Origin of the sequence: Caballeronia sordidicola (assembly GCF_002220365.1) — a bacterium.
GTDB lineage: Bacteria > Pseudomonadota > Gammaproteobacteria > Burkholderiales > Burkholderiaceae > Caballeronia > Caballeronia sordidicola_C.
The window spans coordinates 37,449-64,057 of the sequence record NZ_MTHB01000050.1; the positions used below are offsets into that span (position 1 = coordinate 37,449).

Below are 26,609 nucleotides of genomic sequence, written 5' to 3' on the forward strand. Positions count from 1 at the left end.
TTCTCGATGTGTTCGGTGCGTTGGGTTCAAGCCGCGCCAGGCGGCTTCTTCGCCCAGTAGAACGGCACGTCGCGGCAATACGACGGAATGGTCAGCACGTCGTTGACGGGATCGAACATCAGCGCGCGCTCGTAGGCGACCACGCTCACGCGCGGGGCGTCGCCGACAAGACCGAGGTACCAGGCCCGCATGATCGCGGTGACCGTGCCGGCGAGCTTCGGCGTGTCCGCCTTGAGCGCCTGCGTCACCGTATCCGACGGCACGCCGCCATGCGCCGCGAGCCAAACGTTCAATGCGCTCACGTTGCCGGCAAACTCGCTGTCCGACTTGGACAGCGCGTCATACACGCGCTGCGCCAGCGCAGGATCGAAGGTGGTGCGGCCGGTCAGTTTGCGTGAGAGCAGCAGGAAACCGTCGAGACCCGCAGGCGGGGTATCGGCGAAAGCCTGGGTGAAGAATGTCGGGAAACCGAAACCCGCAGAAGTGAACGCGAGCGCGACTGCTGACGCACATGCGCCTAGAACAAACCGCCGGCGAGTGGCCGACTGTGCGCGCGCCATGGGGTGGTCGAGTTGTGTCATGTATTGAGGTCCCAATTCGCGTTGTTCAAAGAGGCGATGATCGATTGCACGTGTCGATATCCCTCGAATAGTTTTTAAGCTGCGCCTTGCCGCGGCCGAAGCATGCACGATGAAGGTGTTAATGACCAGCTCCACGGCCGTTGGCAATTGAAAGGCACACGGGCAATAATCGCGGCACTTGAACCCTTCGAAGCGCCGGCATCTCGCGATCGCTTGCACGATACCGCGCCGCGCCAGCTTAACGCTATAACCAGACCACTATAAAAAATGAATTTCGTTCCCCAAGTACTTCGCTATCGCCCGCGGGCGGTCATTGCCCTCGTGATTGGTGTGATCGTGGCAATTTTGGTTCCACATGACTTCAAACCGATCGTGCGCGGCCTCATTGGATGGGACAGTACCGTATGGCTGTATCTCGCGCTCATCTGGATTCAGATGGTGCGGGCGCGACAGGACAAGGTGCAGAAGCTCGCCGAACGCGAAGATGAGAACGCAGGCATGGTGCTGCTCATCATCAGCCTGGCCGCTATAGCAAGCCTTGTCGCAATTGTGTTCGAGCTGGCCATGGCCAAGAACCTGGGCTTGCGCGGCGCGTTTCTCCACTATCTCCTGACCGCATTCACCATGCTGGGCGCGTGGTTCCTCATCCCGACCATCTTCACGCTCCACTACGCACGCCACTACTATCAGTCAGAGGGCGACGAGACATCGCTGAAATTCCCCGATGCCCATCTCAAGCCTGACTATTGGGACTTCCTCTATTTCTCATTCACGATCGCGGTGGCGTCGCAGACTTCGGATGTTGTGCTCTGTTCCAACGAAGTCCGCAGAGCAGCACTCGCGCAATCCGTCCTGTCGTTCTTCTTCAATGCCGCAGTGATTGGTTTATGCGTCAACACGGCGGCCAGTCTGCTTGGGCCTTGAGCGGAACCGGGAAGCAAATATTGCCGTCACGCTTGACAACGTTCGGGCGGAATTGCCGCAACCCATAAATTAATAGGGATGGCTGACAATTCCTGCATGGCGGCGCGTGAGCGCACCGGCATTCCCGTCTTTCGTATAACGATTCCCGAGCACTCCGTGTAAAAACGCCGCCGCCAGCGCGTGCTTTTTTACACGGCTCCCGGCCTCCGCCTAAAGTCGTCTCTCTGCGCTTATCAGGGCTTATCGCTTTCCCCCGGTTTTAGCAGATTCTTAAGAACATGGCACACGCCTTGCTCTAGCTATTGCACATCCCCTCTTCCCTCCGATAAAAGCACCGGATGCATGCGCAGCAGATTTTCCTGCCCTAGCGCAACCCATCGCTTTTCATCCATTGATCGCCAGGAGTCAGCCTTGCCCTTGAACGTCTTGCTTGTCGCTTCCGAGGCTGTACCGCTAGCCAAAACCGGCGGACTGGGTGACATGGTCAGCGCGTACGCCGTCGCGTTACGTGAAGCAGGCGTCGATGCCGCGATCCTGATCCCGGCCTATCCGAAAGCGCTGCAGATGGTCGAGGGATTACGGAAGGTTGCTTCAGTGACGGGGCTCCCCGGCGGCGACGGTGCGCTGTATCGCGGCCGCATGCCCGATACCGGCGTGCCCGTGATCCTGCTGCGCATGGATCATTTGTACGCACGCGAAGGCCTCTATCAGGACACGAAAGGACGCGACTACGAAGACAATGCGATTCGTTTCGCGTCGTTATCGGCGGCGGCGGTGAAGATTGCCGAAGGTGTGCGAGGGTTCAAGAAGCCGGATATCGTGCACGCGCATGACTGGCATTCAGGCCTCACGCCGCTCTTGATGAAGCAAGCCGGCGTGCACGCTAAAAGCGTTTTCACGATCCACAATCTGGCGTTCCAGGGCAACTATTCGCTCTCGCTTGGTGCAGCGCTCGGTGTGCCTGCCAAATGGCTCGTGCCCGCGCTGACCGAACCGAAGAGCATCGAATTTTATGGTGCGTTGAGTCTGATGAAAGCTGGCATTGTCCACGCCGACCATGTCGCTACCGTCAGCGAAACGTATGCTCGCGAAATCCTCACGCCGCGCTTTGGCCACTTGATGGAAGGCGTGCTGCAAAGTTACGCCGGCAAGCTGTCGGGCATCATCAACGGTATCGACGTGGATACCTGGGACCCGAAGACCGATCCGCAGATCGCCCGGCATTATTGTTTCGACGATATGCGCGGCAAGCACGCCTGCAAGCGCGAACTGCAGCAGATGTTCGGCCTTCCCACCGACCCCTTCGCGCCGGTGATGGCGCTCGGCAGCCGGATGACATCGCAGAAAATGGCCGATGTGGCCGTAGAAGCCATTCCGGCGCTGCTGGAACAGTATCCACGCTTGCAGATTGCCGTCCTCGGCAAAGGCGAAGCACATATAGAAGCGGCGTTTCATCGGCTGGCGCAGACCTGGCCGGATCGGGTGGGTGTCTATATAGGTTACGACGAGCGCCGCGCGCACGTGCTGCATGCCGGTGCTGACATCCTGCTGCATGGCAGCCGCTTCGAGCCTTGCGGCCTCACGCAAATCTACGCGATGCGTTATGGCACATTGCCCGTGGCGTCGCGCGTGGGCGGGCTGGCGGATACGATCGTGGATGCAGTCGAAGCAGCGGACACTGAGGGACATCGGACGGGTTTCCAGGCATCTCCCCTCGGCGGCTTCGAGGGCGCAACGTACTCGCGCCCGGCGACCGGCTTTCTCTTCGACGGCGATGGTGTCCAGGACGTCATCACCGCCGCCACGCGCGCGATCGACGCTTTCATGCGTCCGCAACAATGGCGCACGCTTCAACGCAACGCGATGGAACGTGATTACGGATGGAACCATGCGGTAGTGAAATATGTCCAGCTATACGCGGGTCTTACCGACGCGCGTCCTGCGAAAGCACCGGTGCGCACGCGCCGCGTGCCGGTCAGTGTCCGGGCAGTGCCGCTCGCTGCGGTGGCCGAGGCAGATCGTCTCGAAGCGGAACAGGCGCAATTTGTCGCGCGAAGCGCCTGACGCGCCACACCACCCTTTTCGATGGTACGGTTATGGAGTTGACCGTTCGAGGCGCATTGGATTGCAGTGCGCCTTGAACGCATGTCGTCTGACCTGAACTCGCATGCGGGTCGCGAACCATTGGCTACGCTCAGGCTTCGACATTCGCCAGAAAACGTGAAAGAGGTGCGGCACGCTACGTGCTGTGTCCCTCAAGCGACCCTGGCGCCGCACTGAACGGCGTATCGCCTGATGACTTGAGGTTTGATGTCGATACGCACCGCACTCGTCACCCCGGAATTGGTGCTTTGAAGACTGTCTGAGGCGCGTCTGCCGTAGCCGTTCATGCGGTTTGGTTTATTGCCTGGTTGAGCGCGATCGCGTTTTCCCGCATCCACGCCATAGCAGGACGAACTGGAAAGACGACCGATGGAACACCATCACATGCTTCAAGCATACGCACCAAGAATCTATTTCATCGACCCGCTTCTCGTCGGACCATTGCCCGAATGGGCCGCACAATTTGAACATGCCGCCGCGCTGGGCTTCGATCACGTGCTGATCGGCGCACCGTTCCAGCCGGGCAGCAACGGCCATCGACAGGCCGTGGCCGATCACCACAAACTTCACACCGTATTCGGATCCGACGCGCCCGCGAGCGAAGGTCTGCGTCTGCTTGCAAGTCAGGCGAGTCAGCACGGCCTGACCTTGCTGGTCGATATCACCCTCGACCACGTGAGCGCCGAAGGCGGCTTGTTCCGGGAAAACCGGCACTGGTTCCATCCGTTCGAAGCGGCTGAAGCCCGGCTCGATCCGCGTCACGCGCCGCATGAAGAAAGCGCCGCGCATGCGAATTTCGGCGATGGCGAAGCGGCCCAGGCGCTCACCGAATGGTGGGCACGCGAACTGATGCTGCTGGCCGATGCCGGCGTTGGCGGCTTTCGCTTCGAGGCGCCGCACAAGGTGCCGGCGCATGTATGGCGCAGGCTGGGCGCGGCCGTTCGCGAACGGCATCCGCAAACGAAATGGCTTGCATGGACCGTCGGCATCAGCCGTCAGGACCTCGCCGCTCTAGCCGATGCCGGTTTCGACTCGGTGTTTTCATCGTCGCGATGGTGGGACTTTCAGGGCAACTGGCTCTTCGACGAGCACGCCGCCCTGTTTCGCATCGCGCCGCCCATTGCGTTTCCGGAAGAGCCCTACGGCTCGCGCTTGTTGCACGATTTGCCTGACACCGGCGACTCGTCGCTTGTGGAGCGCGCCTACCGGCGCGCGTTGTACACGGCGGCGGGCATAGGCACCGGATTGCTCGTGCCAATGGGGTTCGAATACGGTGTCACGCAGCCGCTCTCCTACAACCACGGCAGCGCGGAAGAATTTCGGCGCGCCAGGGAAGGAGCGCGCTTCAACGTATCGGCAGAAGTGGCGCACGCCAACGCATTGCAACGCAACTCAGCGGCACTGGCGAGCACTGGCGAACTGCGCGCGCTGACCGGCGCGGGCACGCCGTACGCAGCCATTTTGCGCGGCAGCGGCCCGGACCTGCGGGTCGCGGCCGAAGCAGCGCTGATCGTGCTGAACCCGGATCTCACCACGCCGGTTTATGTCGATACGCGCCATCTGCTGGACGGTGCACCCGGCAACTTCACGCGGTTTCGGGCAATTGACGAAGACACGACTGGAACGCCGCTGCCGCTCGAGCCTTTTCTGTTGCAACCCGGCGAAGTGCGCCTGCTACGTGGCGCCGCCGAACCGCCCATCCTGCTGGCGCAACCGCAGGTCAAGCGCGGGGCCAAGGCTGCCGACAAGAAGTCAGTGAACGAGGCGCTGGTGGCGCCGCGGGTGGCGATCGAAAGCGTGACGCCATCGGTCGACCACGGGCGCTTTCCGGCGAAGCGGATCGTGGGCGAAGCGGTTGAAGTCACGGCGGCGATTTTTGCGGAAGGCCACGACAAGATCGCGGCCGCCGTGCAGTGGCGCGCCGCCGATGAAACCGACTGGCACGAAGCGCCCATGGTTCCGGTGCTGCCGCTTGGCAACGACCTGTGGACGACGCACATTCCGATCGATCGCCTGGGGCGTCATGAATTCACAGTGATCGCGTGGCGCGACGACTTCGCTTCGCTGATCGATCACATGCAGAAGAAGCTGAAGGCGGACCAGACCGTTGAACTGGAGCTCGAGGAAGCGCGGCATTTGTTCGCGTTGATCCTGGCCGAAGTGAAAACCACGGAAGGCGCACAGACGGAACCGCTGGAAGGGATCGTCAAGCAGTTCGCCAAAGCCGACGCAGATACCCGGCTAGCGTTGGCGCTCGCGCCGGAAACCGCGCTGGCGATCGAGGCGGCGCGGCATCGGCCGTTCCTGTCGCGTGATCCGGTGACATATCGGATCGACGCCGAACGCGCCGCCGCACGCTTTGCCAGCTGGTACGAAATCTTCCCGCGCTCCATGAGCGACGACGAAAATCGCCACGGCACGTTCGTCGATGTGATCGGCAAGATGCCACGCATCCGCGAGATGGGCTTCGACGTGCTGTACTTCCCGCCGATCAATCCCATTGGCGTGGCGAATCGCAAGGGCAAGAACAACACGCTCACCGCGCTACCCGGCGACGTGGGCAGCCCCTACGCGATCGGCGGCAAAGAGGGTGGCCACGACGCCGTGCATCCGGAACTCGGCAACCTGGACGACTTCAAGCAGATGCTGGAAGCGGCGCGTGCCCACGGCCTGGAGATCGCGCTCGATTTCGCCGTGCAGTGCGCACCGGATCATCCGTGGCTGAAGGAGCATCCCACGTGGTTCGCGTGGCGCCCGGACGGCACGCTTCGTTACGCTGAAAATCCGCCGAAGAAGTATCAGGACATCGTTAATCCCGACTTCTACGCGCAGGATGCAAAGCCGGAACTCTGGCTCTCATTGCGCGACGTATTCCTGTTCTGGATAGCAGCAGGCGTGAAGATTTTCCGCGTCGACAATCCGCACACCAAACCCATGCCGTTCTGGGAATGGGTGATCGGCGATGTGCGCTCGCGGCATCCCGACGTCATGTTCCTGGCCGAAGCGTTCACGCGTCCGCGCGTGATGAACCGTCTCGCCAAGCTCGGTTTCTCGCAGTCGTACACGTATTTCACGTGGCGCGAGTCGAAGCGCGATTTCCTCGAATACATGCACGACCTGACGCAAACGGACGCGAAGGACTATTTCCGGCCGAACTTCTTCGTGAATACGCCGGATATCAACCCGCGTTTCCTGCAGCGTTCGGGCCGCGCCGGTTTTGTGATCCGCGCCGCGCTTGCCGCAACGCTGTCGGGGCTATGGGGGGTGTATAGCGGGTTCGAACTCTGCGAAGCAGCCGCGCTGCCGAACAGCGAGGAATATCTCGATTCGGAGAAGTATCAGATCCGGGCCTGGGACTGGAACCGGCCGGGCAATATTGTTGGAGAAATCACCGCGTTGAACCGGATCAGGAAAGCGAATCCGGCGTTGCATTCGCATCTCGGCGTCAGCTTCCTTCCCGCTCACAACGACAACATCCTCTTCTTCGAGAAAGCGAATGCAGCACGCGACAACATAGTACTGGTCGCGATCAATCTCGATCCGTTCAACGAACAAGGCGCGGACGTGGAACTGCCGTGGCAGACGTTGAATAGTTGGGGCGTGCAGGAATGGGACGCACTGGCCGTGGAGGACCAGATGACGGGCGAACGTTTCGAATGGCGCGGCAAAAAACAGCACATCCGCCTTGACCCGAACACGCGGCCGTTCGCGATCTGGAGAATCGCGCCGACGTGGGGTTTGCCGCGGGCACCGACCATCCTCTGAGCGTCACCTGACAGTCCATCATCACGACGGCATTCGCCGACGTGGCACAGAACAACTCATACAACCGGGACAAACCACCGTCGCGGCTCAAGGAGCGACACGTGAAGCGTAACAAGAACTCGACTCTCAGCAACGATCCGCTTTGGTACAAAGACGCGATCATTTATCAGATCCACATCAAGTCCTTCTTCGACGCGAACAACGACGGCATCGGCGACTTCCCCGGCCTGCTCGCGAAGCTCGATTACATCTCCGAACTCGGCGTGGATACGATCTGGCTGCTGCCGTTCTATCCATCGCCACGGCGTGACGACGGTTACGACATCGCCGATTACCGCAACGTGCATCCCGATTACGGCACGCTCGCCGACGTCAAGCGTTTCATTCAGGAAGCGCACGCGCGCGGCATTCGTGTGATTACCGAACTCGTTATCAACCATACGTCCGACCAGCACCCGTGGTTCCAGCGCGCGCGCCTCGCAAAGCCAGGCTCGAATCATCGCAACTACTACGTCTGGTCCGACACCGACAAGAAGTACGAAGACACGCGGATTATTTTCATCGACTCGGAGCCGTCCAATTGGACGCATGATCCGGTCGCCGGCCAGTATTACTGGCACCGCTTCTTCAACCATCAACCGGACCTGAACTTCGACAACCCCGCCGTGCTGAAGGAAGTGCTGCAGGTGATGCGCTTCTGGCTCGACATGGGGATCGACGGCTTGCGGCTGGATGCGGTGCCTTACCTGGTCGAGCGCGAAGGCACGAACAACGAGAACCTGCCCGAAACGCACGCGATCTTGAAGAAGATCCGCGCGACTATCGATGCGGAGTATCCGAACCGCATGCTGCTGGCCGAAGCGAACCAATGGCCGGAAGACGTGAAAGAGTATTTCGGCGACGAAGACGAATGCCATATGGCCTTCCACTTCCCGCTGATGCCGCGCATCTATATGTCGATTGCGAGCGAGGACCGCTTCCCGATCACGGACATCATGCGGCAGACGCCGGATCTCGCGCCGACCAACCAGTGGGCGATTTTCCTGCGCAATCACGACGAACTCACGCTGGAAATGGTCACGGATTCCGAGCGCGATTATTTGTGGAACACGTACGCGAGCGATCGGCGCGCACGGCTGAATCTCGGCATTCGCCGACGCCTTGCGCCGTTGATGGAACGCGACCGGCGCCGGATTGAACTGATCAATTCGCTGCTGCTGTCCATGCCCGGCACGCCCGTGATCTACTACGGAGATGAGCTCGGCATGGGCGACAATATTCACTTGGGCGATCGCGACGGCGTGCGTACGCCGATGCAGTGGTCATCGGATAGAAACGGCGGGTTCTCGCGCGCCGATCCAGAGCAACTCGTGCTGCCGCCAGTCATGGGTTCACTCTACGGATATGACGCCGTGAACGTTGAATCGCAAAGCCGCGATCCGCACTCGCTGCTCAACTGGACCCGCAAGATGCTCACAGTGCGGCGCGGGAAACAGGCGTTCGGCCGAGGCGCCATCCGTTTCCTGCGTCCGAACAACCGCAAGATCCTTGCGTATTTGCGCGAGGTCGAGGGCGAGCCGCCGATCCTGTGCGTGGCGAATCTGTCGCGGGCGCCGCAGGCCGTGGAGCTCGATTTGTCCGAGTACGCCGGGTCGGTGCCGCTGGAAATGACCGCGGATTCCCCGTTCCCGCCGATCGGCCAGCTCACCTATTTGCTGACGTTCCCGCCGTACGGTTTCCTGTGGTTCCAGTTGTGCCCGGGCAACCAGCGTCCGGCATGGAGCCAGGCGCCGTCCGAGCAGTTGCCCGAATTCGTGACGATGGTGATTCGGGCCGGTCAGACCGGCCCGACACCGGAAAACGTGCGTTTGCTTGAATCGGAAGTGCTGCCTTCTTATTTGAGCAAGCGGCGCTGGTTTGCATCGAAGGATCAGACGTTGAAAGGCGTGCGCCTCGCCGCATTGACGACCATTCCGGAAGCGGGCTTTGCGTTCACGGAGATCGAGGCCGATCTCGGCGATCACGTCGAACGCTACGTTCTGCCGCTCACCATTGCATGGGGCACTGAGACGACCTCGCCGCTCTATATGCAGCTCGCGCTCGCACGGGTGCGCCAGGTTCGTAATATCGGCCATATCACCGACGCCTTCGCTGTTCCGAACTTCACCTACGGCGTGCTGAAAAAGCTCTTGCAGCGGGCAGTCGTTCCCACGGTGCAGAAGAGCGAGATCCGCTTTATTCCGACCGAACGGCTCGACGCGCTTGCCGCCAATTTCAGGCCTGGGGAACCCCCGCCGGAAATTCGCTGGCTGGCGGCAGAGCAAAGCAACAGTTCGCTTGTGATCGGCGATCAGATCGTGCTGAAACTGGTGCGCAGGCTGGTCGGCGGGATTCATCCGGAAGCCGAAATGAGCCGGCACCTGACGAAGCTCGGCTATCAGAATACGGGACCGCTGTTCGGTGAAGTGGTGCGCGTGGACCCGGAAGGCGTGCCGCATACGCTGTGCATCTTGCAAGGATTTATCGACAACCAGGGCGATGCGTGGAACTACGCGCTCGACTACCTGCGCCGCACCGTGGACGAACTCGCGCTGACCGTGGATACCGACGACCACGCGATGGACCGCGAGAAGGAAATGCTCGGCATCGAGGGGTACCGGAAGGTCACGGGAATCATCGGACGACGGCTGGGCGAACTGCATGTTGCGCTCGCCCAAGCTTCGGATGATCCTGCTTTTGCGCCTGAGAAAGCATCGAAGAAAGACGTGCGCGGGTGGAACGATGGCACGCACACGCTGCTTGTCACGGCGCTCGATATTCTGGCAGCGAAGCTCCTGGAGTTCAGCGAGCATGACCGCGAGATGGCGCAGAGCTTGCTCGATCGCCGTGATTTGCTGCTCGCCGCCGTGCAAAAGCTCGTGCCTGAAAACGCCAACGCATTGCGCATCCGTATTCACGGCGACTTCCACCTTGGGCAGGTGCTGATGGCGCAGGGTGACGCTTTCCTGATCGACTTCGAGGGCGAACCCGCGCGGCCGCTTGCGGAACGACGCAAGAAATCGAGTCCGTTGCGGGACGTGGCCGGCTTATTGCGTTCCCTGTCGTATGCCAGCGCCGCTGCGCAACCGACGACCGGCAACGCACCTCAGGCAACCGCCGATCGCAGGCGCGCGCTGTTCGAGCGCCTGCGCAGTCACGGCGAGGAAGGTTTCCTGCTCGAATATCACGCGGCGGTGGCGGCTTCGCCGCAGCCGCTTGCCGGTGACGAAGCCACCTTTGCCGCCCTGCTCGATCTTTTCCTGATCGAGAAGGCCGCCTACGAAATCCGCTATGAAGCGGCGAATCGTCCGACCTGGATCGGTTTGCCGTTGCGTGGCCTCGCGTCGCTTGCGAGCCGCCTGCTTGGCGATACGGGCGCACCGGCCGCTCCCGGCTCGCGACCTGTGGACGCCGCACTCAAGGACACATCTGATGGAAACGAACATGAATAAGCGCACAGACGACAGGGTGCTGACCGAAGGTCTGCACCCGCTCGATATCGACGCGCTCGTCGAAGCTCGTCATCCCGATCCGTTTTCGAAGCTCGGTCTCCACCAGACCGACGCTGGCCCCGTGGTCCGCGTGCTGTTGCCCGGCGCAACCGGCGTGCAGGTGCTCGAGCGCGACAGCAGCAAGCCGCTTGGCACGCTGACGCAGGTTCATCCGGCGGGGTTGTTCATTGGGTTTATCGATGAGATGCAGGCGTATCGGCTCAATATCGATTGGCAAGGCACGCCGCAAGAAGTCGCCGATACCTATTCGTTCGGCCCCGTATTAGACGATGAAGCGTTGAACCGAATTTCCGGCGGGGATCCGTATGCGGTGATGGAGTGCCTGGGATCGCGGCCGGTCGTGCATGGCGGCGTGGCCGGCGCGCGCTTTGCGGTATGGGCGCCGAATGCGCGGCGCGTCTCGGTGGTGGGTGACTTCAATGCGTGGGACGGACGACGGCATCCCATGCGTCTGCGCCATGGCGCCGGCGTCTGGGAACTGTTCGTGCCGGGACTTGGCGCGGGCACGCGCTACAAATACGAGATTGTCACGCGCGACGGCCATACGTTGCCGTTGAAGGCCGATCCGTGCGCGATGCAGAGCGAGCGGCCGCCGGCGACAGCTTCGGTGGTGGCGGATGCTGAGGCCATCGATGGATATGCGTGGACCGACAGTGAATGGATGAACTCACGCGGACCGAGGCAGACCGTGAATGCGCCGATTTCGGTGTACGAGGTGCATGCGGAATCGTGGCTGCGGGTGCCGGAGGAAGGCAACCGCGGTTTGAACTGGCACGAGCTTGCCGAGCGTTTGATTCCCTATGCAAAGAGCATGGGGTTCACGCACCTGGAGTTCATGCCGATTGCGGAGCATCCATTTGGCGGCTCGTGGGGCTATCAGCCGCTGGGGCAATTTGCACCATCGGCGCGGTTTGGGACGCCTGAGCAATTTGCCGAGTTCGTGAACCGCGCGCATGAAGCGGAGTTGGGGATCATTCTCGACTGGGTGCCGGCGCATTTTCCTAACGACGCTCATGGCTTGATCGAGTTCGACGGCACGCCGCTCTATGAGCATGCGGATCCGCGAGAGGGGTACCACCAGGACTGGAACACGATGATTTATAACCTCGGCCGTAACGAGGTTAGCGCGTTCCTCGTGGCGTCGGGGCTGGCTTGGTTGAAGCGTTATCACGTCGATGGATTGCGGGTGGATGCGGTGGCTTCCATGTTGTACCGGGACTATTCGCGCAAGGCGGGCGAGTGGGTGCCGAACATGTATGGCGGCCGCGAGAATCTGGAGTCGATAGCATTCCTCAAGCGCCTGAACCACGAAGTCCGTCAGATTCCTGGTGCGATCACGATTGCTGAGGAGTCGACTGCGTGGCCGGGTGTCACGGCTTCGCTGGAGGATGGTGGGCTTGGTTTCGATTTCAAGTGGAACATGGGCTGGATGCATGACACGTTGCATTACATGGAAGAGGATCCGGTCAATCGAAAGTACCACCACAACATGTTTACGTTTGGGATGGTGTATGCGTATTCCGAGCGATTTTTGTTGCCGCTTTCACATGATGAGGTGGTTCATGGAAAGGGTTCGTTGATTGGGAAGATGCCGGGAGATCATTGGCAGAAGTTTGCGAATCTGCGTGCGTATCTGGGATTCATGTGGACGCATCCGGGCAAGAAATTGTTGTTCATGGGCGGTGAGTTTGGTCAGTTTGGCGAGTTCAATCACGATGCGTCGCCGCACTGGCATTTGCTTGACGATGCGTTTCATGGTGGCTTGCAGAAGCTCGTTCGCGATTTGAACCGGGTGTATGCAGAGGAGCCGGCGCTGTACAAGCTTGATAGCGATCCTCACGGGTTTGACTGGTTGATCGGCGATGACGCGGTCAATAGTGTGTTTGCGTTCCGGCGTACGGATGGTGCGGGACGTGAGTGCGTGGTGATTTCGAATATGACGCCGGTGCCGCGGCTGGGGTATAGGGTTGGATTGCCGAAGGGCGGGAAGTGGAGTGAGATTGTGAATTCGGATGCGTCGGTGTATGGCGGATCGAATATGGGGAATGGGGGCGTGATTCACGCCGAGAATGTTTCGAGTCATGGGCGGGAGTGGTCCGCTGCTCTGACTTTACCGCCGTTGGCGACCATCGTTTTGAGGGCCGATTAGTTGAGTGGATTCGTTCGCACTTGGTTTGGGGGTTGGCGGGCCGGTTGATGTTGGGGGCGGGGTGGTAGGCGTCGAGGATTTTGGGGTTAGCGGTCGGGGCCAGTGCCAGTTGGCTGCTTTCGGCCTTAGCTGAAAGCAGCAACCCGGCATTGACTCAGACCGCAAACGCAAGACCCTGGCAACCCGGCATCAACTCCGACCGCTAACGCCACAACCTCGCACCCCAACATCGACCGACCGCTAACCCCTAAAACACCCAACCCCCGACCACCGAGCGCCAGCAACCACTCCCCCAAACCCCAAAACCCGAGTGCGAACGGAAACCCTATGGCTAATTCATTTCCCGACAAGTTACTCCCGGGCGCGGCTTACCCGCTCGGAGCCAACTGGGACGGTTTAGGCGTCAACTTTGCAGTGTTCTCAGCGAATGCACAAAAAATCGAAGTCTGTCTCTTCGATACCACCGGCCGCAAGGAGCTCGCCCGCTTCGAACTGCCGGAATGCACCGATGAAATCTGGCACGGCTACCTCCCCGGCGCCCACCCCGGCACGGTCTACGGTTTCCGTGCCCACGGCCCCTACGCGCCCCATCAGGGCCATCGCTTCAATCCCCACAAACTGCTCCTCGACCCCTACGCGAAAAAACTCGTCGGCCAATGGCGCTGGTCCGACGCACTGTTCGGCTATCGGGTGCATTCGAACCGGCTAGACCTGTCGATGGACCGACGCGATTCAGCCCCCGCCACCCCCAAATGCGTCGTCACCGACGACGCATTCGACTGGTCCCGCGACACACGCCCGAACGTCCCCTGGGGCGAAACCGTCATCTACGAAACGCACGTACGCGGCACCTCCATGCTGCGCCAAGACATTCGCCAGCACGAACGCGGATCGTTCGCAGCACTGTCGTCGCCGTGGTTCATCGAACACTTGCAGAAGCTGGGCATCACCGCTGTCGAATTCCTGCCCGTACACGCGTTTCTCAACGACCGCTTCCTAGTCGAACGCGGCCTCAAGAATTACTGGGGCTACAACACCGCAGGGTTTTTCGCGCCGGAACCGTCGTACTTGTCGACCAACCGGCTGAACGAGATGCGCATCGCCGTGCGCCGGCTTCACGCAGCAGGTATCGAAGTGATTCTCGACGTGGTCTACAACCACACCTGCGAAGGCAACGAACTCGGGCCAACCGTGTCATGGCGCGGCCTCGACAACGCCAGCTACTACCGCCTGATTCCCGGCGATGAACGCCGCTATATCAACGAGACCGGTTGCGGCAATACGGTGAATCTGTCGCATCCGCGTGTCCTGCAGATGGTCATGGACTCGTTGCGATACTGGGCGACGGCCTTCAACATCGATGGCTTCCGCTTCGATCTCGGCGTGACGCTAGGCCGCGAAGGCCACGGCTTCGACCCGGGCTCCGGTTTCTTCGACGCCATCCGCCAGGACCCGATCCTCAACACGCGCAAGATGATTTCCGAACCCTGGGATATCGGCCCGGACGGCTATCAGGTCGGCAATCACCCGCCGGGATTCGCCGAATGGAACGATAAATTCCGTGACGGAATACGCCGCTTCTGGCGCGGCGATGCCGGCGTGCGACCCGATCTCGCTGCGCGTCTCACCGGCTCCGCCGAGCTGTTTCACCGGCGCATGCGCAAGCCCTGGGCATCGGTGAATTTTGTCGCCTCGCATGACGGTTTCACGGTCGCAGACGTGACGTCCTACGAGCAGAAACACAACGACGCGAACCAGGAAGGCAACAACGACGGCCACAACGAAAATTGCAGCTCGAACTGGGGCGAGGAGGGCCCGACCGAAGACCCCGATATCCTCGAAACCCGCGCTCGCGTGGCACGCGCACTAATCGCGACAAACCTGCTGTCGCTCGGCACGCCCATGCTGCTCGCCGGCGACGAATTCGGCCGCACGCAACACGGCAACAACAACGCGTATTGCCAGGACAACGAGATTTCGTGGATCGACTGGACCCAGGCGGATTCGCCCGCCGGCCGCACGATGACAGACTTCGTCGCCCGCGTCATCGCGCTGCGCAAAAACTACCCGCTGTTGCGGGAAATGCGCTTTCTCCACGGCGATCGTGAAGTGTTGCCAGGTCTCTACGACGTCAGCTGGTTCGACGAACGCGGCGCGGCGCTGACTATCGACGCGTGGCAGGACCCCAAAGGGCGCGCGCTGACACTGCGTCGCGCGGGGCCCGGTCTGAACGGGGAAGTCGATGTCATCCTGATCATGATGAACGGATCGTCGGAGGCACTGAACTTCTCCGCGCCCGCACCGCACTTGGAATGGAATGTGCTCATGGATAGCGCCGTGCCCGACTCGCTGCAGTGCCCCCTGATTGGCGGGGAAATGGAAGTTCAGGCGCACAGCGTGGCAGTGCTGCTCGCACAGCCGACCGGGGACGCCGACTGGCAGGCCGTATGGATGGCGGGCGCCCACGAGGGGCCGCGCCTCTTGACGGCGTTGCCGCCGGACCCGGGCACAATCGGAGCGCGACGGACAGCGGAACCCTGGAAGGTGCTCGTGCTCGTGCCCGAGCACGCGCCGCCCGCAAAGGAGGAAAATTAACGGCTCGAAGACGGTTCAATGACGGTTCGAAGACGTCATGCAAAAACACCGGGCAGGCTCCAAGCCAAGTAACTGACCAAGCGCACTGAAGGCACACACATCATGTCCGAAACCCCAATCGATCCGCACAAGCGTCACCATGCCTATTGCCTGCCCTTCGGCGCTCATCTCACAGATGCCGGACACACGCGTTATCGCTTCTGGGCGCCTTCACTGAAAGCCGTGCAACTGGAGCTCTACCCTAACGAAGAGAGTGCGGCCTCCACACGCACTGACATGACCCCCACCGGCGACGGCTGGTTCGAAGCGCTGGCCGTTGGCGGCGCGGGTACCCGCTACCGGTATCGGATCAACGCGGATCTGGCGGTGCCCGATCCTGCCTCCCGCTTCCAGCCCGACGACGTCCATGGTCCAAGCGAAGTGATCGACCCGCGGGCCTATCGATGGGAAAACACGAACTGGCATGGCCGGCCGTGGGAAGAAACCGTGCTTTACGAAGTGCACGTCGGCGCGATGGGCGGTTATGCCGGCGTGACGCGCCGCCTGAAGGAATTCGCGCATCTTGGCGTGACGGCGATCGAACTGATGCCGCTCAACGACTTCAGCGGCAGCCGCAACTGGGGTTACGACGGCGTGCTGCCCTATGCGCCCGATTCGGCGTACGGCACGCCCGATGAACTGAAGACACTCATCGACACGGCGCATGGCCTCGGGCTGATGGTCTTCCTCGACGTGGTCTATAACCATTTCGGACCCGACGGCAACTATCTGAGCGCCTACGCCAAGTCGTTTTTCCGCGAAGGCGTGGATACGCCGTGGGGTCCGGCGATCGATTTCGAACGTCCGCAAGTGCGCGACTTCTTCTTCGACAACGCGCTGTACTGGCTGAAGGAATATCGCTTCGATGGCCTGCGCCTCGATGCCGTCCACGCGATCAATGACGACGAATGGTTGCGCGAACTGTCGGATCGCGTGCGTTCGTCGGTGGAACCGCAGCGGCATGTGCATCTGGTGCTGGAGAACGAACACAACACATCGAACCTGCTCGAATCGCATTTCAACGCGCAATGGAGCGACGACTCGCACAACACGCTGCATGTCCTGCTGACCGGCGAGGACGAAAGTTATTACAGCGCGTACAGTGACCAGCCGATCCAGAAGCTCGCCCGTGTGCTGAGCGAGGGCTTCGTGTATCAAGGCGAGCCCTCGCCCATCCACGACGGCAAGCCGCGCGGCGAGCCGAGCGCCGACTTGCCGCCCACGGCTTTCGTGATGTTTTTGCAGAATCACGATCAGGTCGGCAACCGTGCAATGGGTGACCGCTTGCGCTCGTTGTGCAGCGAAGACGCGCTCTACGCCGCAACCGGCCTGATGCTCCTCTCACCGCAAATCCCGATGCTGTTCATGGAAGAGCAGTACGGTTCCACGCAGCCATTCCTGTTCTTCACCGACTATCACGACGAACTTGCCGACGCCGTGCGCGAAGGACGTCGCCGAGAATTTGCGAAATTCTCGGCCTTCACCGACGAAAAGCGCCGCGCCCAGATTCCCGATCCCAACGCCATCGAGACGTTCAGAATGTCGTCGCCCGATGAGAGCACGCAACCCGCCGATCACAACGACTGGCTGCACTTCTATCGCTCGGCGCTGGCAGTGCGCACGAAGCTGTTGATGCCCCATCTGAGGAATGCGAAGGCGCTCGGCGCCAAGGTGATCGGAGAGAAAGCGGTGCTGGCGAACTGGCGTCTCGGCGATGGCAGCACCTATTCCGTCGCGCTCAATCTGGGCAAGCAAGCCGTTCCACTCACCGGCCACCCGCCAGGCAAGGTCGTATTCGAAACGCCGGCTCGCGCCCGCGACGCCGCGGATCGCGGCGAGTTGGGCGCAGAGACTTTTATCGCGTGGCTGACTGGCGATTTCGCCGATGCCGCGTTTAATCATGACGCCCGCCGCGTCAAAGCTTCGGGGAAAACCTCGTGAGCACGACCATCAATACCCCGGCTACGCCGGATAAAACTCCCAGCGCTATCGAGGCGCTCGCCGCCAAGGCCGGTTTCGAGGTCGAGTGGCAGGACGCGCACAAGCAGATCCAGCGCGTGCCGGAAGAGACGCTGAAAGTGCTGCTGGAACGCCTCGGCCTGCCCTGCGACAATGCCACGCAACTCAAGCAGAGCGCGGCGACGCTCGATGCGGAATTGTCCGGGCGCAAGCTGCCGCCGTTGATGACCGCGGAGGTCGATCGCGGCATCTCGCTGCCGATGGCGGCGGTGAAATCTGGCGCACGGTATAGGATCGAACTGGAAAGCGGCGCGGTCATCGACGGGAGGTTTACGTCGCCGAAAGGGGAAACCGCGCTGCTTTCACCAATCTCCGAGCCGGGCTACCACACGCTCGTGATCAATGAGCAGCGCACAACGCTCGCGGTGGCGCCGCCGCGCTGCTACACCGTCGACGACGCCTGGCACGCGCTCCGGCCCAGCCCGCAGGCTACCCCGCAGGCGACCCCGCCGATGTGGGGCGTGGCCGCGCAGGTCTATGGTTTGCGGCGCTTGGGCGACGGCGGTGTGGGCGACTTCTCCGCGCTCGCGACGCTTGCGTCAGAAAGCGCGCAGCGCGGCAGCCATGCAATCGCTATCAGCCCGATGCACGCCATGTTCAGCGCAGAGCCGAACAAATTCAGCCCGTACTCGCCTTCATCGCGACTGTTCCTCAACATCGCGCACATCGATCCGGCAGCGGTGCTGGGTGCAGAAGCGGCGCAAGCGGCAATCAAAGCAGCCGGTGTCGCCGATGAATTCGCTGAACTCGAAGCGCTGCAGTTGATCGACTGGCCGCGCGTGGTGACGGCGAAACTGGCCGTGCTGCGCGCGTTGTTCGCGCAGTTCCACGCACATGACAACGACGTGTTGCACAAGGACTTCGCCCGCTTCGTAAAACGCGGCGGGCGTGCGCTGGAAGATCACGCCCGCTTCGAGGCGCTGCAGGCAGCGCAATTGATAGAGGCCAACGAAGGCCACTGGCGCAACTGGGCCGGTGAACTACGCGATCCGCGCAGCGCGGCCGTCGCGGAATTCGCCGCTGCGCACAAGAACGAGATCGATTTTTTCCTCTTCGCGCAATGGCTCGCGGCCAAGGGCTTGTCGCATGCTCAGCATGTCGCCCGCGACTCGGGCATGGCGATCGGCTTGATCGCAGATTTGGCCGTGGGCTGCGACAGTGCAGGCAGCCATGCATGGTCGTATCGCGATGAAATGCTGCAAGGCGTGTCCGTCGGCGCGCCGCCCGACCTGTTCAACCAGGCCGGGCAATCGTGGGGCCTCACCACGTTTTCCCCGCGCGCGATGCGCACCCAAGGATTCTCGGCGTTCATCGATATGCTGCGCGCCGCGTTCACGCTCGCGGGCGGCATTCGTATCGATCACATTCTCGGCTTGCGGCGTCTCTGGCTCGTGCCCGATGGCGAAAGCGCGAAGAACGGCGCGTACCTGCGTTATCCGCTCGACGACCTGTTGCGGCTGATCGCGCTCGAGTCGTGGCGGCATAAAGCCATCGTAATCGGCGAGGATCTTGGCACGGTTCCACCCGGCTTCCGCGAACGCTTGCAGGAGCATGGCCTGCTCGGCATCCGTGTGCTCTGGTTCGAGCGCGCGGAAAAAGGCCCGGGCTTCAAGGCGCCCGCCGACTGGGATAAAGACGTGGCCGCGACCACCACCACGCATGACCTGCCGACAGTCACCGGCTGGTGGATCGGCGAAGACATTGTGTGGCGCGCGAAAATCGGGCAAACGGCCGCGCGAGCCGACGGACAAGATCCCGTCGAAATCGCCCAGACCGAACGCGGCGAGGATCGCAAATTGCTGTGGTCTGCCTTTCAGGAAGCCGGTGTCGCCGCGCCCGATGTTTCGGTACCCGCCGATATCTCCCCGCAAACCGCGCCGGTAGACGAAGCGCTCGCGTTCGTGGCGTCCACGCCCGCGCCGCTCGCAATTTACCCGCTGGAAGATTTGCTCGCGCTCGCCGAGATGCCGAACCTGCCCGGTTCCATCGACGAGCATCCGAACTGGCGCCGGCGGCTGGCTGTACCCGTATCCGAACTCTTCGACGACGATTCATTCGTCGACCGCCTGCTCGCGGTCGACCAGGCCCGGAAAAAATCCGTCCGGACGAAGGCGGCCACGCACAACGCTTCACCCACAGACTGAGACCATGACCGTTCCACGCTCGACGCTCCGGCTGCAGCTTCACAAGGATTTCACTTTCGACGACGCAGCGCGCCAGGTCGACTACATGGCGGCGCTCGGAATCAGCCACGCGTATTTATCGCCGATCACGACCGCGACCAGCGGCTCGACGCACGGCTACGACACGGTCGACTACACCCGTGTCAATCCGGAGCTCGGCGGTGAGGAAGGTTTGAAGCGTTTCGTCGAAAAGCTGCGCGCGCATCAGATGGGCGTGATCGTGGACGTGGTGCCTAATCACATGGGCGTAGGCGGGTCGGAAAACCTCTGGTGGATGGATATCCTCGAATGGGGACGTCACGCGGCGCATGCACGCTATTTCGATATCGACTGGCATTCGCCTGACCCCGCGCTACGCGGCAAAGTGCTCGCGCCGTTCCTGGGCGCGGCGTACGGCGAGGAATTGCAGGGCGGCAAGATCAAGCTCGTATTCGACGCCGACCAAGGCCGCTTCAAGATCGAGTACTACGCGCACACGTTCCCGGTGAGTCCGCTCGACTTCACGTCGGTGTTGCAGGACCACGCGCCCGAGATGGCGCAGCGCTTCACGGGGCTGTCCACTCAACCCGGCGACCAGCCGCGCGCCGACGAAGCGCGGGCGGCTTTGAAAGAGTACGCAGCGACGGCCGAAGGCAAGCCAGCTATTGATGCCGCCGTACAAGCGCATTCCGGCGACAACCCCGTCGGCCGCGACCGTTTGCATCGGCTACTGGAGCGTCAGCATTACCGGCTCGCCTGGTGGCGCACCGCCGCCGACGAAGTGAACTGGCGGCGTTTCTTCGACGTCAGCACGCTCGGTGGCATGCGCGTCGAGCGCCCCGAAGTATTCGAGGCATCGCATGCGCTGATTTTCAGACTCTTCACCGAAGGGCTGATCGACGGCGTGCGAATCGACCACGTCGATGGCCTCGCCGAACCGCGTGAGTATTGCCAGCGCTTGCGTGGCCGGCTTGAAGAACTTGCGGAACATCGGCCGGAGAATCTGAAGCAGGACCGCACGTATTTCGTCGTCGAAAAAATCCTGGCGCGCGGCGAACCCGTGCGTGACGACTGGCGCATCGACGGCACCACCGGCTACGACTTCATGAACGACGTCGGCGCGTTGCTGCACGATCCGCGCGGCGCCGAACCGCTCGCAAAAAGCTGGGCGGAATTGTCTGGACGTCCAGCGGACTTTGCCGTCGAAGCCGAAACCGCGCGGCGCAAGATCCTGGCCGAGAACTTGTCCGCCGAATTAGACCGCGTCGCGCGAGCGTTGCACCGGATCGCGCGGGACACCCCCATCACTCGCGACTTCACGTATTCATCGTTGCGGCGGGTCGTGGCTGAGCTCGTGGTGCACTTCCCCGTGTACCGGATCTACCCCGTCGGCGGTCAGCGCAGCGAAGAAGATGAGCGCTTTTTCTCGCAGGCTTATAAGGGCGCCAAGGCCAAGTTGGCGCCCGCCGATTTTGTCATCCTCGATCAGGTCGCGCAGTGGCTCGGCGGTCCGGGCGGTGACGAAGCCGTAGAAGAAAAACCGCGTGAACGCGAGCGCCAGCTCGATCGCGGCCGGGATCGCGATCGTCAGTCCGCCGGCGTGCCCAACCAAAATCTGCAGGCGAACAGCGCGGGCTCGAACTCTAGCGGTTCACATCGACGCAACGCACAAACTCTGTTCTCCCAACTAACTTCGCCGGTGGCCGCCAAGGCGATTGAAGACACCGCGTGTTATCGATACGGCCGGCTGATCTCGCGCAACGAAGTAGGCGCCGATCCGGGCGAGTTTTCGTTGTCGGTCGACGCGTTCCACGCAGGCAATCTCGATCGCGCCAAACGCTTTCCGAACGCAATGCTCAACACCGCGACGCACGATCATAAACGCGGCGAAGACGTGCGCGCGCGGATTGCGGGTTTGAGCGAGATTCCCGATGAATGGGCAGCAACGTTGCGAAGCTGGTCGACGTTGAACACACCGCATCGGCGGGTGCTGAACGGCGATGAACACGACTGGGCGCCGGGCGCGGGCGCCGAAGCCATGCTGTATCAGACGCTGGTTGGCTGCTGGCCGCCGACGCTCTCCCCCGACGATCACGACGGCGTGAAAGAACTCGCCGAACGCGTGAGCGCGTGGCAGTTGAAGGCGCTGCGTGAAGCCAAATTGCGCACGAGCTGGTTCGCGCCCGATGAGGCGTACGAGAATGCATGCCGCGATTTTCTCTTCGATATCCTCGCGCCGCAGCGCCGCGATGGTTTTCTCGGCGAGCTACCGGCATTCGTGGAGCGGGTCGCCCGGACCGGCGCGATCAATAGTTTCCAGCAGACGTTGTTGCGACTGACCTCGCCGGGCGTGCCGGATCTTTATCAGGGAACCGAACTATGGGATTTCAGTCTGGTCGATCCCGATAACCGGCGTCCTGTTGACTTCGAGCAACGGCACGCGTGGTTGGGTGAGGGCGACGCCGAAGGTGCGCCATCGGAGCAATTGAAGAACTGGCGCGATGGCCGGGTGAAGCTGGGTATTGTGCGGCGCGCACTGGCGTTGCGCACGCACGCGCACTCGCTATTCGAGAAGGGCGCTTATGTTCCGCTGAAGGTGGAAGGGGCGCATGCGGACAGCGTGATTGCGTTTGCGCGGCATGCGGGCAGCGCGTACGCGGTGGTGATCGCGACACGGCTGGCCGACTCGTTGCTCGCTGAATACGACACCGGCCTGCCTTTGGTGGATGCAGCGCATTGGGGCGATACGGCAGTCGTGTTGCCGGACGCGCTGGCCTCGCGTGCATTGTTCGACTGGCTGAGCCCGAATGCGCCAAAGTCGGACGGGCAACGCTTGTTCATGCGCGACGCGCTGGCTTCGATGCCTGTGGCATTGCTGATGGAGGAAGGGGTGCCGCGGGTTTAATTGGCTCAAGGTCCGAAGGCGGAGCAAACATCACTCCGCTTCCTGCGCCACCTCTTCATGCGGATACACGCGTACTAGCACGATGCGCGGCCCGTTCATCTTCTTCACTACGATATCGAAGCGATCGAAGCCGATCCGCTGGCCTTCGCTCGGCAGATCACCCAGCGCGTTGATCACGAGCCCACCGACCGATTCTGCCTGCCCCTCGTCGATATCAATCCCCAATGCCCGTTCAAGGGACACCACCGGCAAGCTGCCTTTACCCATCAGCGTGCCGTCGTCCATGCGCGACCAGTCCGCGTCGCCTTGACGGAACTCGTCGTGAATCTGGCCGACCAGCGCGCCCAGCAGATTGTCGAGCGTCAGGAAGCCGATCGGCTTTTGCCCCTTGCGTCCAACCAGCGCGAAGTGCGGCGCGCCCTTGCGAAAGCGGCGGAACAGTTCAAGCGCCGACAGATTGCCCGCCACGTACTGCACCGGCCGCACATGCTTGGCCAGTTCATCCTGCTCCGTGTCCTGCCGGGTCAGGCCTTGCAGCAAACCGCGCCCGGCGCCATTGCGTGCGAGCAGCAAGTCCTTCAGGTGAATCATGCCGAGCACGTGTTCGCTGGAGGCGTCGGCGAAAAGGGGATAGCGGCTGAAACGGTGGCGCGCGATCACCTGCATGTTGTCGCGCATGGGCACGTCGTTGCGCAGGCCGACCATTTCGTGGTTCGGGCGCATCAGGTCCGAGACCGTCATGCGGCTGAAATCGAGCGAATGTGCGATGGTGTTCCACTCATCCGCGTTATAGGCAGATCCTGCAGGCCCCGCCCCGATTGCGTCCGGCAACGCAGCCGTCGATGCCCCGCTCAGGCGCCGGCCACGCAGGATCAACTTGAGTTCGTCGGTGGAATAGTGGGCGTCGCCACCGTGGCCCGTTCCGAGCCCGAACAATCGCAACACGAAATTCGCGCTTGAATTCAGCACCCAGATGAACGGGTACATTGCCCAATAAAAACCGTAGAGCGGCATGGCGACCCACAGGCCGACTTGTTCAGCGCGTCGAATTGCCCACGATTTCGGCGCGAGCTCACCGACCACAATATGCAGGAATGAAATGCAGGAGAACGCGAAAAACAGCGAGACGGCATCGATCAGCTTGACCGATTCGATACCGATCAGCGCGAACAACGGATGCAGCAATTGCGCGAATGCCGGTTCGCCCAGCCAGCCAAGCCCGAGCGACGCCAACGTGATGCCGAGCTGACATGCGGACAAATAGGCGTCGAGCTTGCCGTGAACCTTGGCGAGCAAACGGCCCGGCAACCCGTTCGACCGTGCTATTGCCTGAACGCGCGTGGCGCGCAGCTTGACGAGTCCAAACTCGGCCGCGACGAAAAACCCGTTCAACGCGACGAGCAACAAGGCACCAATTAGCGCTACAACCTGATTCAAAGCAACCTGCTCCGCAAAATGAAACCGCCAGTATAGAGGTGCAAGCTGACCGAAAGTTAAATCAGGTGGCGCTCAACGGCACGCGAAACCTGAGCGCAACGGTGGCGCCATCGGCGAGATCGTCGTGTTCGAATGTGCCGCCGTGCGCTTGCGCCACGCGTTTGCACAGGGCAAGCACCCACGCGATGCGTGCCGCTTCCCGTGGCAACGTTGCCTGATTGCGGGCAAACGCTTCAAGCACGTGAGGAAGGTCAGGATCCAGAAGCGCTTTCTGCGATGCCGTGAACGTGGCGACCGCGCTGAACGCACCACCTTCCAGCAGGCCGTTCAACACCACCTTCGATCCCGCCGCGCTCGCCTCGGTGGCGAACGCAAGCATCAGCCAGAGCGCCTGGGTAAGACGTTCGCCGTCGGCGCTGATCTGCTCTTCGACCAACGCGGATTCAACGTGCAGCGTCACCTGCCGCGCGCTCGCCAGACTCGCGCGTGCCTCCAATGCACTCTGCTCCATCAGGTGCCGCAGTGCGAGTGGCGAACGGTCGAGCGCCAGCGTCTTGGTTTCCGCGCGGGTGGTATCGATGAATTGCTCGATCATCTTTACCTGCTGTTCCACGCCGGAACGAATCCCGCCGAGTGCGCGTTGGGCGGAGGCATCGGCGGTATCGACTTTCCGCTCGAGCACGTAACCCCAGCTATGGATGGCGTTCAGCGGACCGCGCAGATCGTGCGACACAACCCCGAGCACGTGATCGCGCATGAACAACGCTGCTTCGGCACGCAGATGCGCGGTACGCTCATTGATATCGGCTTGCGCCGGCCTGGTTTGCTCCGATAGCCCCGGCACGCCAGGGCTGCAAGGCGAAACGATCAGCGACACGGTGTCAGCCCGGCCGGTGCTGCCGGGCAGCGCGAGGATCGCGATCGAACGTGATCTCGACCGCGCTCCCTCGCTCTCGTCGATGCATACCTTCGCGCGCCGGACGCTGCCGGCGGCAAGGGCGGCGTCGGCAACCTCGGCGAGCACGGCGATCAGGGGTTTGGGTAAGGCGGTATCGGCGAGAGCGCGCCCTGCGAATGTGCTCGCGTCGAGGTCGAACAGATGTGCAAAAACGGTATCGGCGGACAGACAGCGCTGCGCGGTATCCAGGACGAGCACGCCGTCCGTGCCCGCGACCGGCGCTTCAGGACGGGGAGCGCGCCCCGAGTCGACCGTGCCGGAAAAAGACGTTGTCACGATAGGAGATCCTTGAGCGTTGATGAATCCGAGTATCTTGCCCGGTGTTATCGAGATGATTGGCCATTATAGGAGAGGGCTTCCGGGCTTTCCGCTTGGGGCTGGCCGCCCCTTCCTCTTCATTTACGAGATATTGGTCAAGGCGTGTAGCAAACCTCGTGCGCGCTTTGCCGGGTGTAACGATGCCACCCGAAAGCCCTACAATACCGGTTTTAGATCCAGCTGGCGGTGCCGGCTTTTACAAGGAGTGTTTTATGGCGATCGTGACGACCGACTCAGGGCTCAAGTATGAAGATTTGACGGTGGGTGAAGGCGCTGATGCCGTTGCCGGCAAGTCGGTGAGCGTGCATTACACGGGCTGGCTCACGGACGGCCAGAAGTTCGATTCCAGCCACGACCGCAATGATCCGTTCGCTTTTGTACTTGGCGGCGGCATGGTCATCAAGGGATGGGACGAGGGCGTGCAGGGTATGAAAGTCGGCGGCAAGCGCAAGCTGACCATTCCGCCGCAACTCGGTTATGGCGTGCGCGGCGCCGGTGGTGTGATTCCGCCGAATGCGACCTTGGTGTTTGAAGTGGAATTACTGGAAGTTTAAGGTTCGCACCGGGATTCCGTTCGCACTTGATCGAGGTTTGGGCGGAGTTCTGGTGGTTTGGGGTTAGTGGTCAGGGTCAGTGCCGGGTTGCTGCTGTTTAAGTTAGCGGTCTGCATGAGTCGGATTTTCTCTTTAGCACTATTAGCCACTGCGCGTGGCGTGACCCCGACCACTAACCCTGGAACCTGGCACCTGAGGGTGTAATTAGTTTTGTGTAAACGGTCATTTGGCAGGAGACTGCCAGCATCCAGGAGCAACGATGACCGTAGTGAAGCGCAACAAACGAGTGAAACCCGATCCTGAGTTGGTGAAACTGGCGGACAGCCTGTTGGCGAACTACCAGAAGCCTGAGGATTTGATTGGCGAGAATGGCCTGCTCAAGCAGCTTACCAAGATGTTGGTCGAGCGGGCTCTGGAAACGGAGCTGTCAGAGCATTTGGGTCACGGCAAAAGCGAAACGGTAACCAATGCCACGGGCAACACGCGCAATGGCCACAGCGCCAAGACGTTGCAGGGCGAGTTTGGCGAATTACCGCTCGATATCCCGCG

General features: G+C 61.6%; 14 protein-coding genes. 11 read left to right on the forward strand and 3 right to left on the reverse strand.

Annotated features, from left to right (window positions below; translation table 11 throughout):
* Positions 1-26 precede the first annotated feature (26 nt).
* Positions 27-581: a sugar dehydrogenase complex small subunit gene (locus tag BSU04_RS09515; protein ID WP_089160403.1), complete on the reverse strand. Its 555-nt coding sequence runs from the start codon at positions 579-581 to the stop codon at positions 27-29.
* 267 nt (positions 582-848) lie between these two features.
* Here BSU04_RS09515 and BSU04_RS09520 point away from each other — a divergent pair, with 267 nt between their 5' ends.
* From BSU04_RS09520 to treY, 9 genes are all read left to right on the forward strand, one after another.
* Complete coding sequence (locus tag BSU04_RS09520; protein ID WP_089160392.1) at positions 849-1,505, forward strand: DUF1345 domain-containing protein; 657 nt, start codon at positions 849-851, stop codon at positions 1,503-1,505.
* 411 nt (positions 1,506-1,916) lie between these two features.
* Positions 1,917-3,569, forward strand: coding sequence for a glycogen synthase GlgA (glgA, locus tag BSU04_RS09525; RefSeq protein WP_089160393.1), 1,653 nt, complete (start codon positions 1,917-1,919; stop codon positions 3,567-3,569).
* Between the two features lie 423 nt (positions 3,570-3,992).
* The gene (locus BSU04_RS09530) at positions 3,993-7,373 is read left to right on the forward strand and encodes a maltotransferase domain-containing protein (protein ID WP_373452813.1); all 3,381 of its coding nucleotides are present in this window, start codon (positions 3,993-3,995) and stop codon (positions 7,371-7,373) included.
* Positions 7,374-7,474: 101 nt separating this feature from the next.
* Positions 7,475-10,864 carry a maltose alpha-D-glucosyltransferase gene (gene treS / locus BSU04_RS09535; RefSeq protein WP_179258264.1) on the forward strand — a complete coding sequence of 1,130 codons (3,390 nt, stop codon included), beginning with the start codon at positions 7,475-7,477 and terminating at the stop codon, positions 10,862-10,864.
* Positions 10,857-13,073 (forward strand): 1,4-alpha-glucan branching protein GlgB, encoded by a 2,217-nt coding sequence (gene glgB, locus BSU04_RS09540; RefSeq protein WP_089160396.1) that lies wholly within the window; start codon positions 10,857-10,859, stop codon positions 13,071-13,073. The genes treS and glgB overlap by 8 nt, the downstream gene beginning before the upstream one ends.
* 327 nt (positions 13,074-13,400) lie before the next feature.
* Positions 13,401-15,668, forward strand: a complete 2,268-nt coding sequence (glgX, locus tag BSU04_RS09545; protein ID WP_089160397.1) for a glycogen debranching protein GlgX — start codon at positions 13,401-13,403, stop codon at positions 15,666-15,668.
* Between the two features lie 102 nt (positions 15,669-15,770).
* Positions 15,771-17,648 (forward strand): malto-oligosyltrehalose trehalohydrolase, encoded by a 1,878-nt coding sequence (treZ, locus tag BSU04_RS09550; RefSeq protein ID WP_089160398.1) that lies wholly within the window; start codon positions 15,771-15,773, stop codon positions 17,646-17,648.
* Positions 17,645-19,870 carry a 4-alpha-glucanotransferase gene (gene malQ / locus BSU04_RS09555; protein ID WP_256982369.1) on the forward strand — a complete coding sequence of 742 codons (2,226 nt, stop codon included), beginning with the start codon at positions 17,645-17,647 and terminating at the stop codon, positions 19,868-19,870. The genes treZ and malQ overlap by 4 nt, the downstream gene beginning before the upstream one ends.
* A gap of 4 nt (positions 19,871-19,874) precedes the next feature.
* Entirely contained in the window at positions 19,875-22,793 is a 2,919-nt protein-coding gene (treY, locus tag BSU04_RS09560; RefSeq protein WP_089160399.1) for a malto-oligosyltrehalose synthase, read from the forward strand.
* Positions 22,794-22,823: 30 nt separating this feature from the next.
* Here treY and BSU04_RS09565 read toward each other — a convergent pair whose 3' ends face one another.
* Positions 22,824-24,230, reverse strand: coding sequence for a hemolysin family protein (locus tag BSU04_RS09565; protein ID WP_089160400.1), 1,407 nt, complete (start codon positions 24,228-24,230; stop codon positions 22,824-22,826).
* A gap of 61 nt (positions 24,231-24,291) precedes the next feature.
* On the reverse strand, positions 24,292-25,464 hold the full coding sequence (locus BSU04_RS09570; protein WP_306427179.1) for a sensor histidine kinase: 1,173 nt from the start codon (positions 25,462-25,464) through the stop codon (positions 24,292-24,294).
* Positions 25,465-25,718: 254 nt separating this feature from the next.
* Here BSU04_RS09570 and BSU04_RS09575 point away from each other — a divergent pair, with 254 nt between their 5' ends.
* Together BSU04_RS09575 and BSU04_RS09580 are read left to right on the forward strand one after the other, a co-directional pair.
* Positions 25,719-26,060, forward strand: a complete 342-nt coding sequence (locus BSU04_RS09575) for an FKBP-type peptidyl-prolyl cis-trans isomerase (RefSeq protein WP_031362420.1) — start codon at positions 25,719-25,721, stop codon at positions 26,058-26,060.
* Between the two features lie 259 nt (positions 26,061-26,319).
* Positions 26,320-26,609 (forward strand): transposase (locus BSU04_RS09580; RefSeq protein WP_179258265.1); only part of this gene is annotated, 290 nt, incomplete at its 3' end.

Excerpts from the sequence above, each read along its gene's own strand:
- BSU04_RS09520 (WP_089160392.1), top strand. The coding sequence starts at position 849 with ATGAATTTCGTTCCCCAAGTACTTCGCTATCGCCCGCGGGCGGTCATT.
- treZ (WP_089160398.1), top strand. The coding sequence starts at position 15,771 with ATGTCCGAAACCCCAATCGATCCGCACAAGCGTCACCATGCCTATTGC.
- treY (WP_089160399.1), top strand. The coding sequence starts at position 19,875 with ATGACCGTTCCACGCTCGACGCTCCGGCTGCAGCTTCACAAGGATTTC.
- glgX (WP_089160397.1), top strand. The coding sequence starts at position 13,401 with ATGGCTAATTCATTTCCCGACAAGTTACTCCCGGGCGCGGCTTACCCG.
- BSU04_RS09530 (WP_373452813.1), top strand. The coding sequence starts at position 3,993 with ATGCTTCAAGCATACGCACCAAGAATCTATTTCATCGACCCGCTTCTC.
- BSU04_RS09575 (WP_031362420.1), top strand. The coding sequence starts at position 25,719 with ATGGCGATCGTGACGACCGACTCAGGGCTCAAGTATGAAGATTTGACG.
- BSU04_RS09515 (WP_089160403.1), bottom strand. The coding sequence starts at position 581 with ATGACACAACTCGACCACCCCATGGCGCGCGCACAGTCGGCCACTCGC.
- glgB (WP_089160396.1), top strand. The coding sequence starts at position 10,857 with ATGAATAAGCGCACAGACGACAGGGTGCTGACCGAAGGTCTGCACCCG.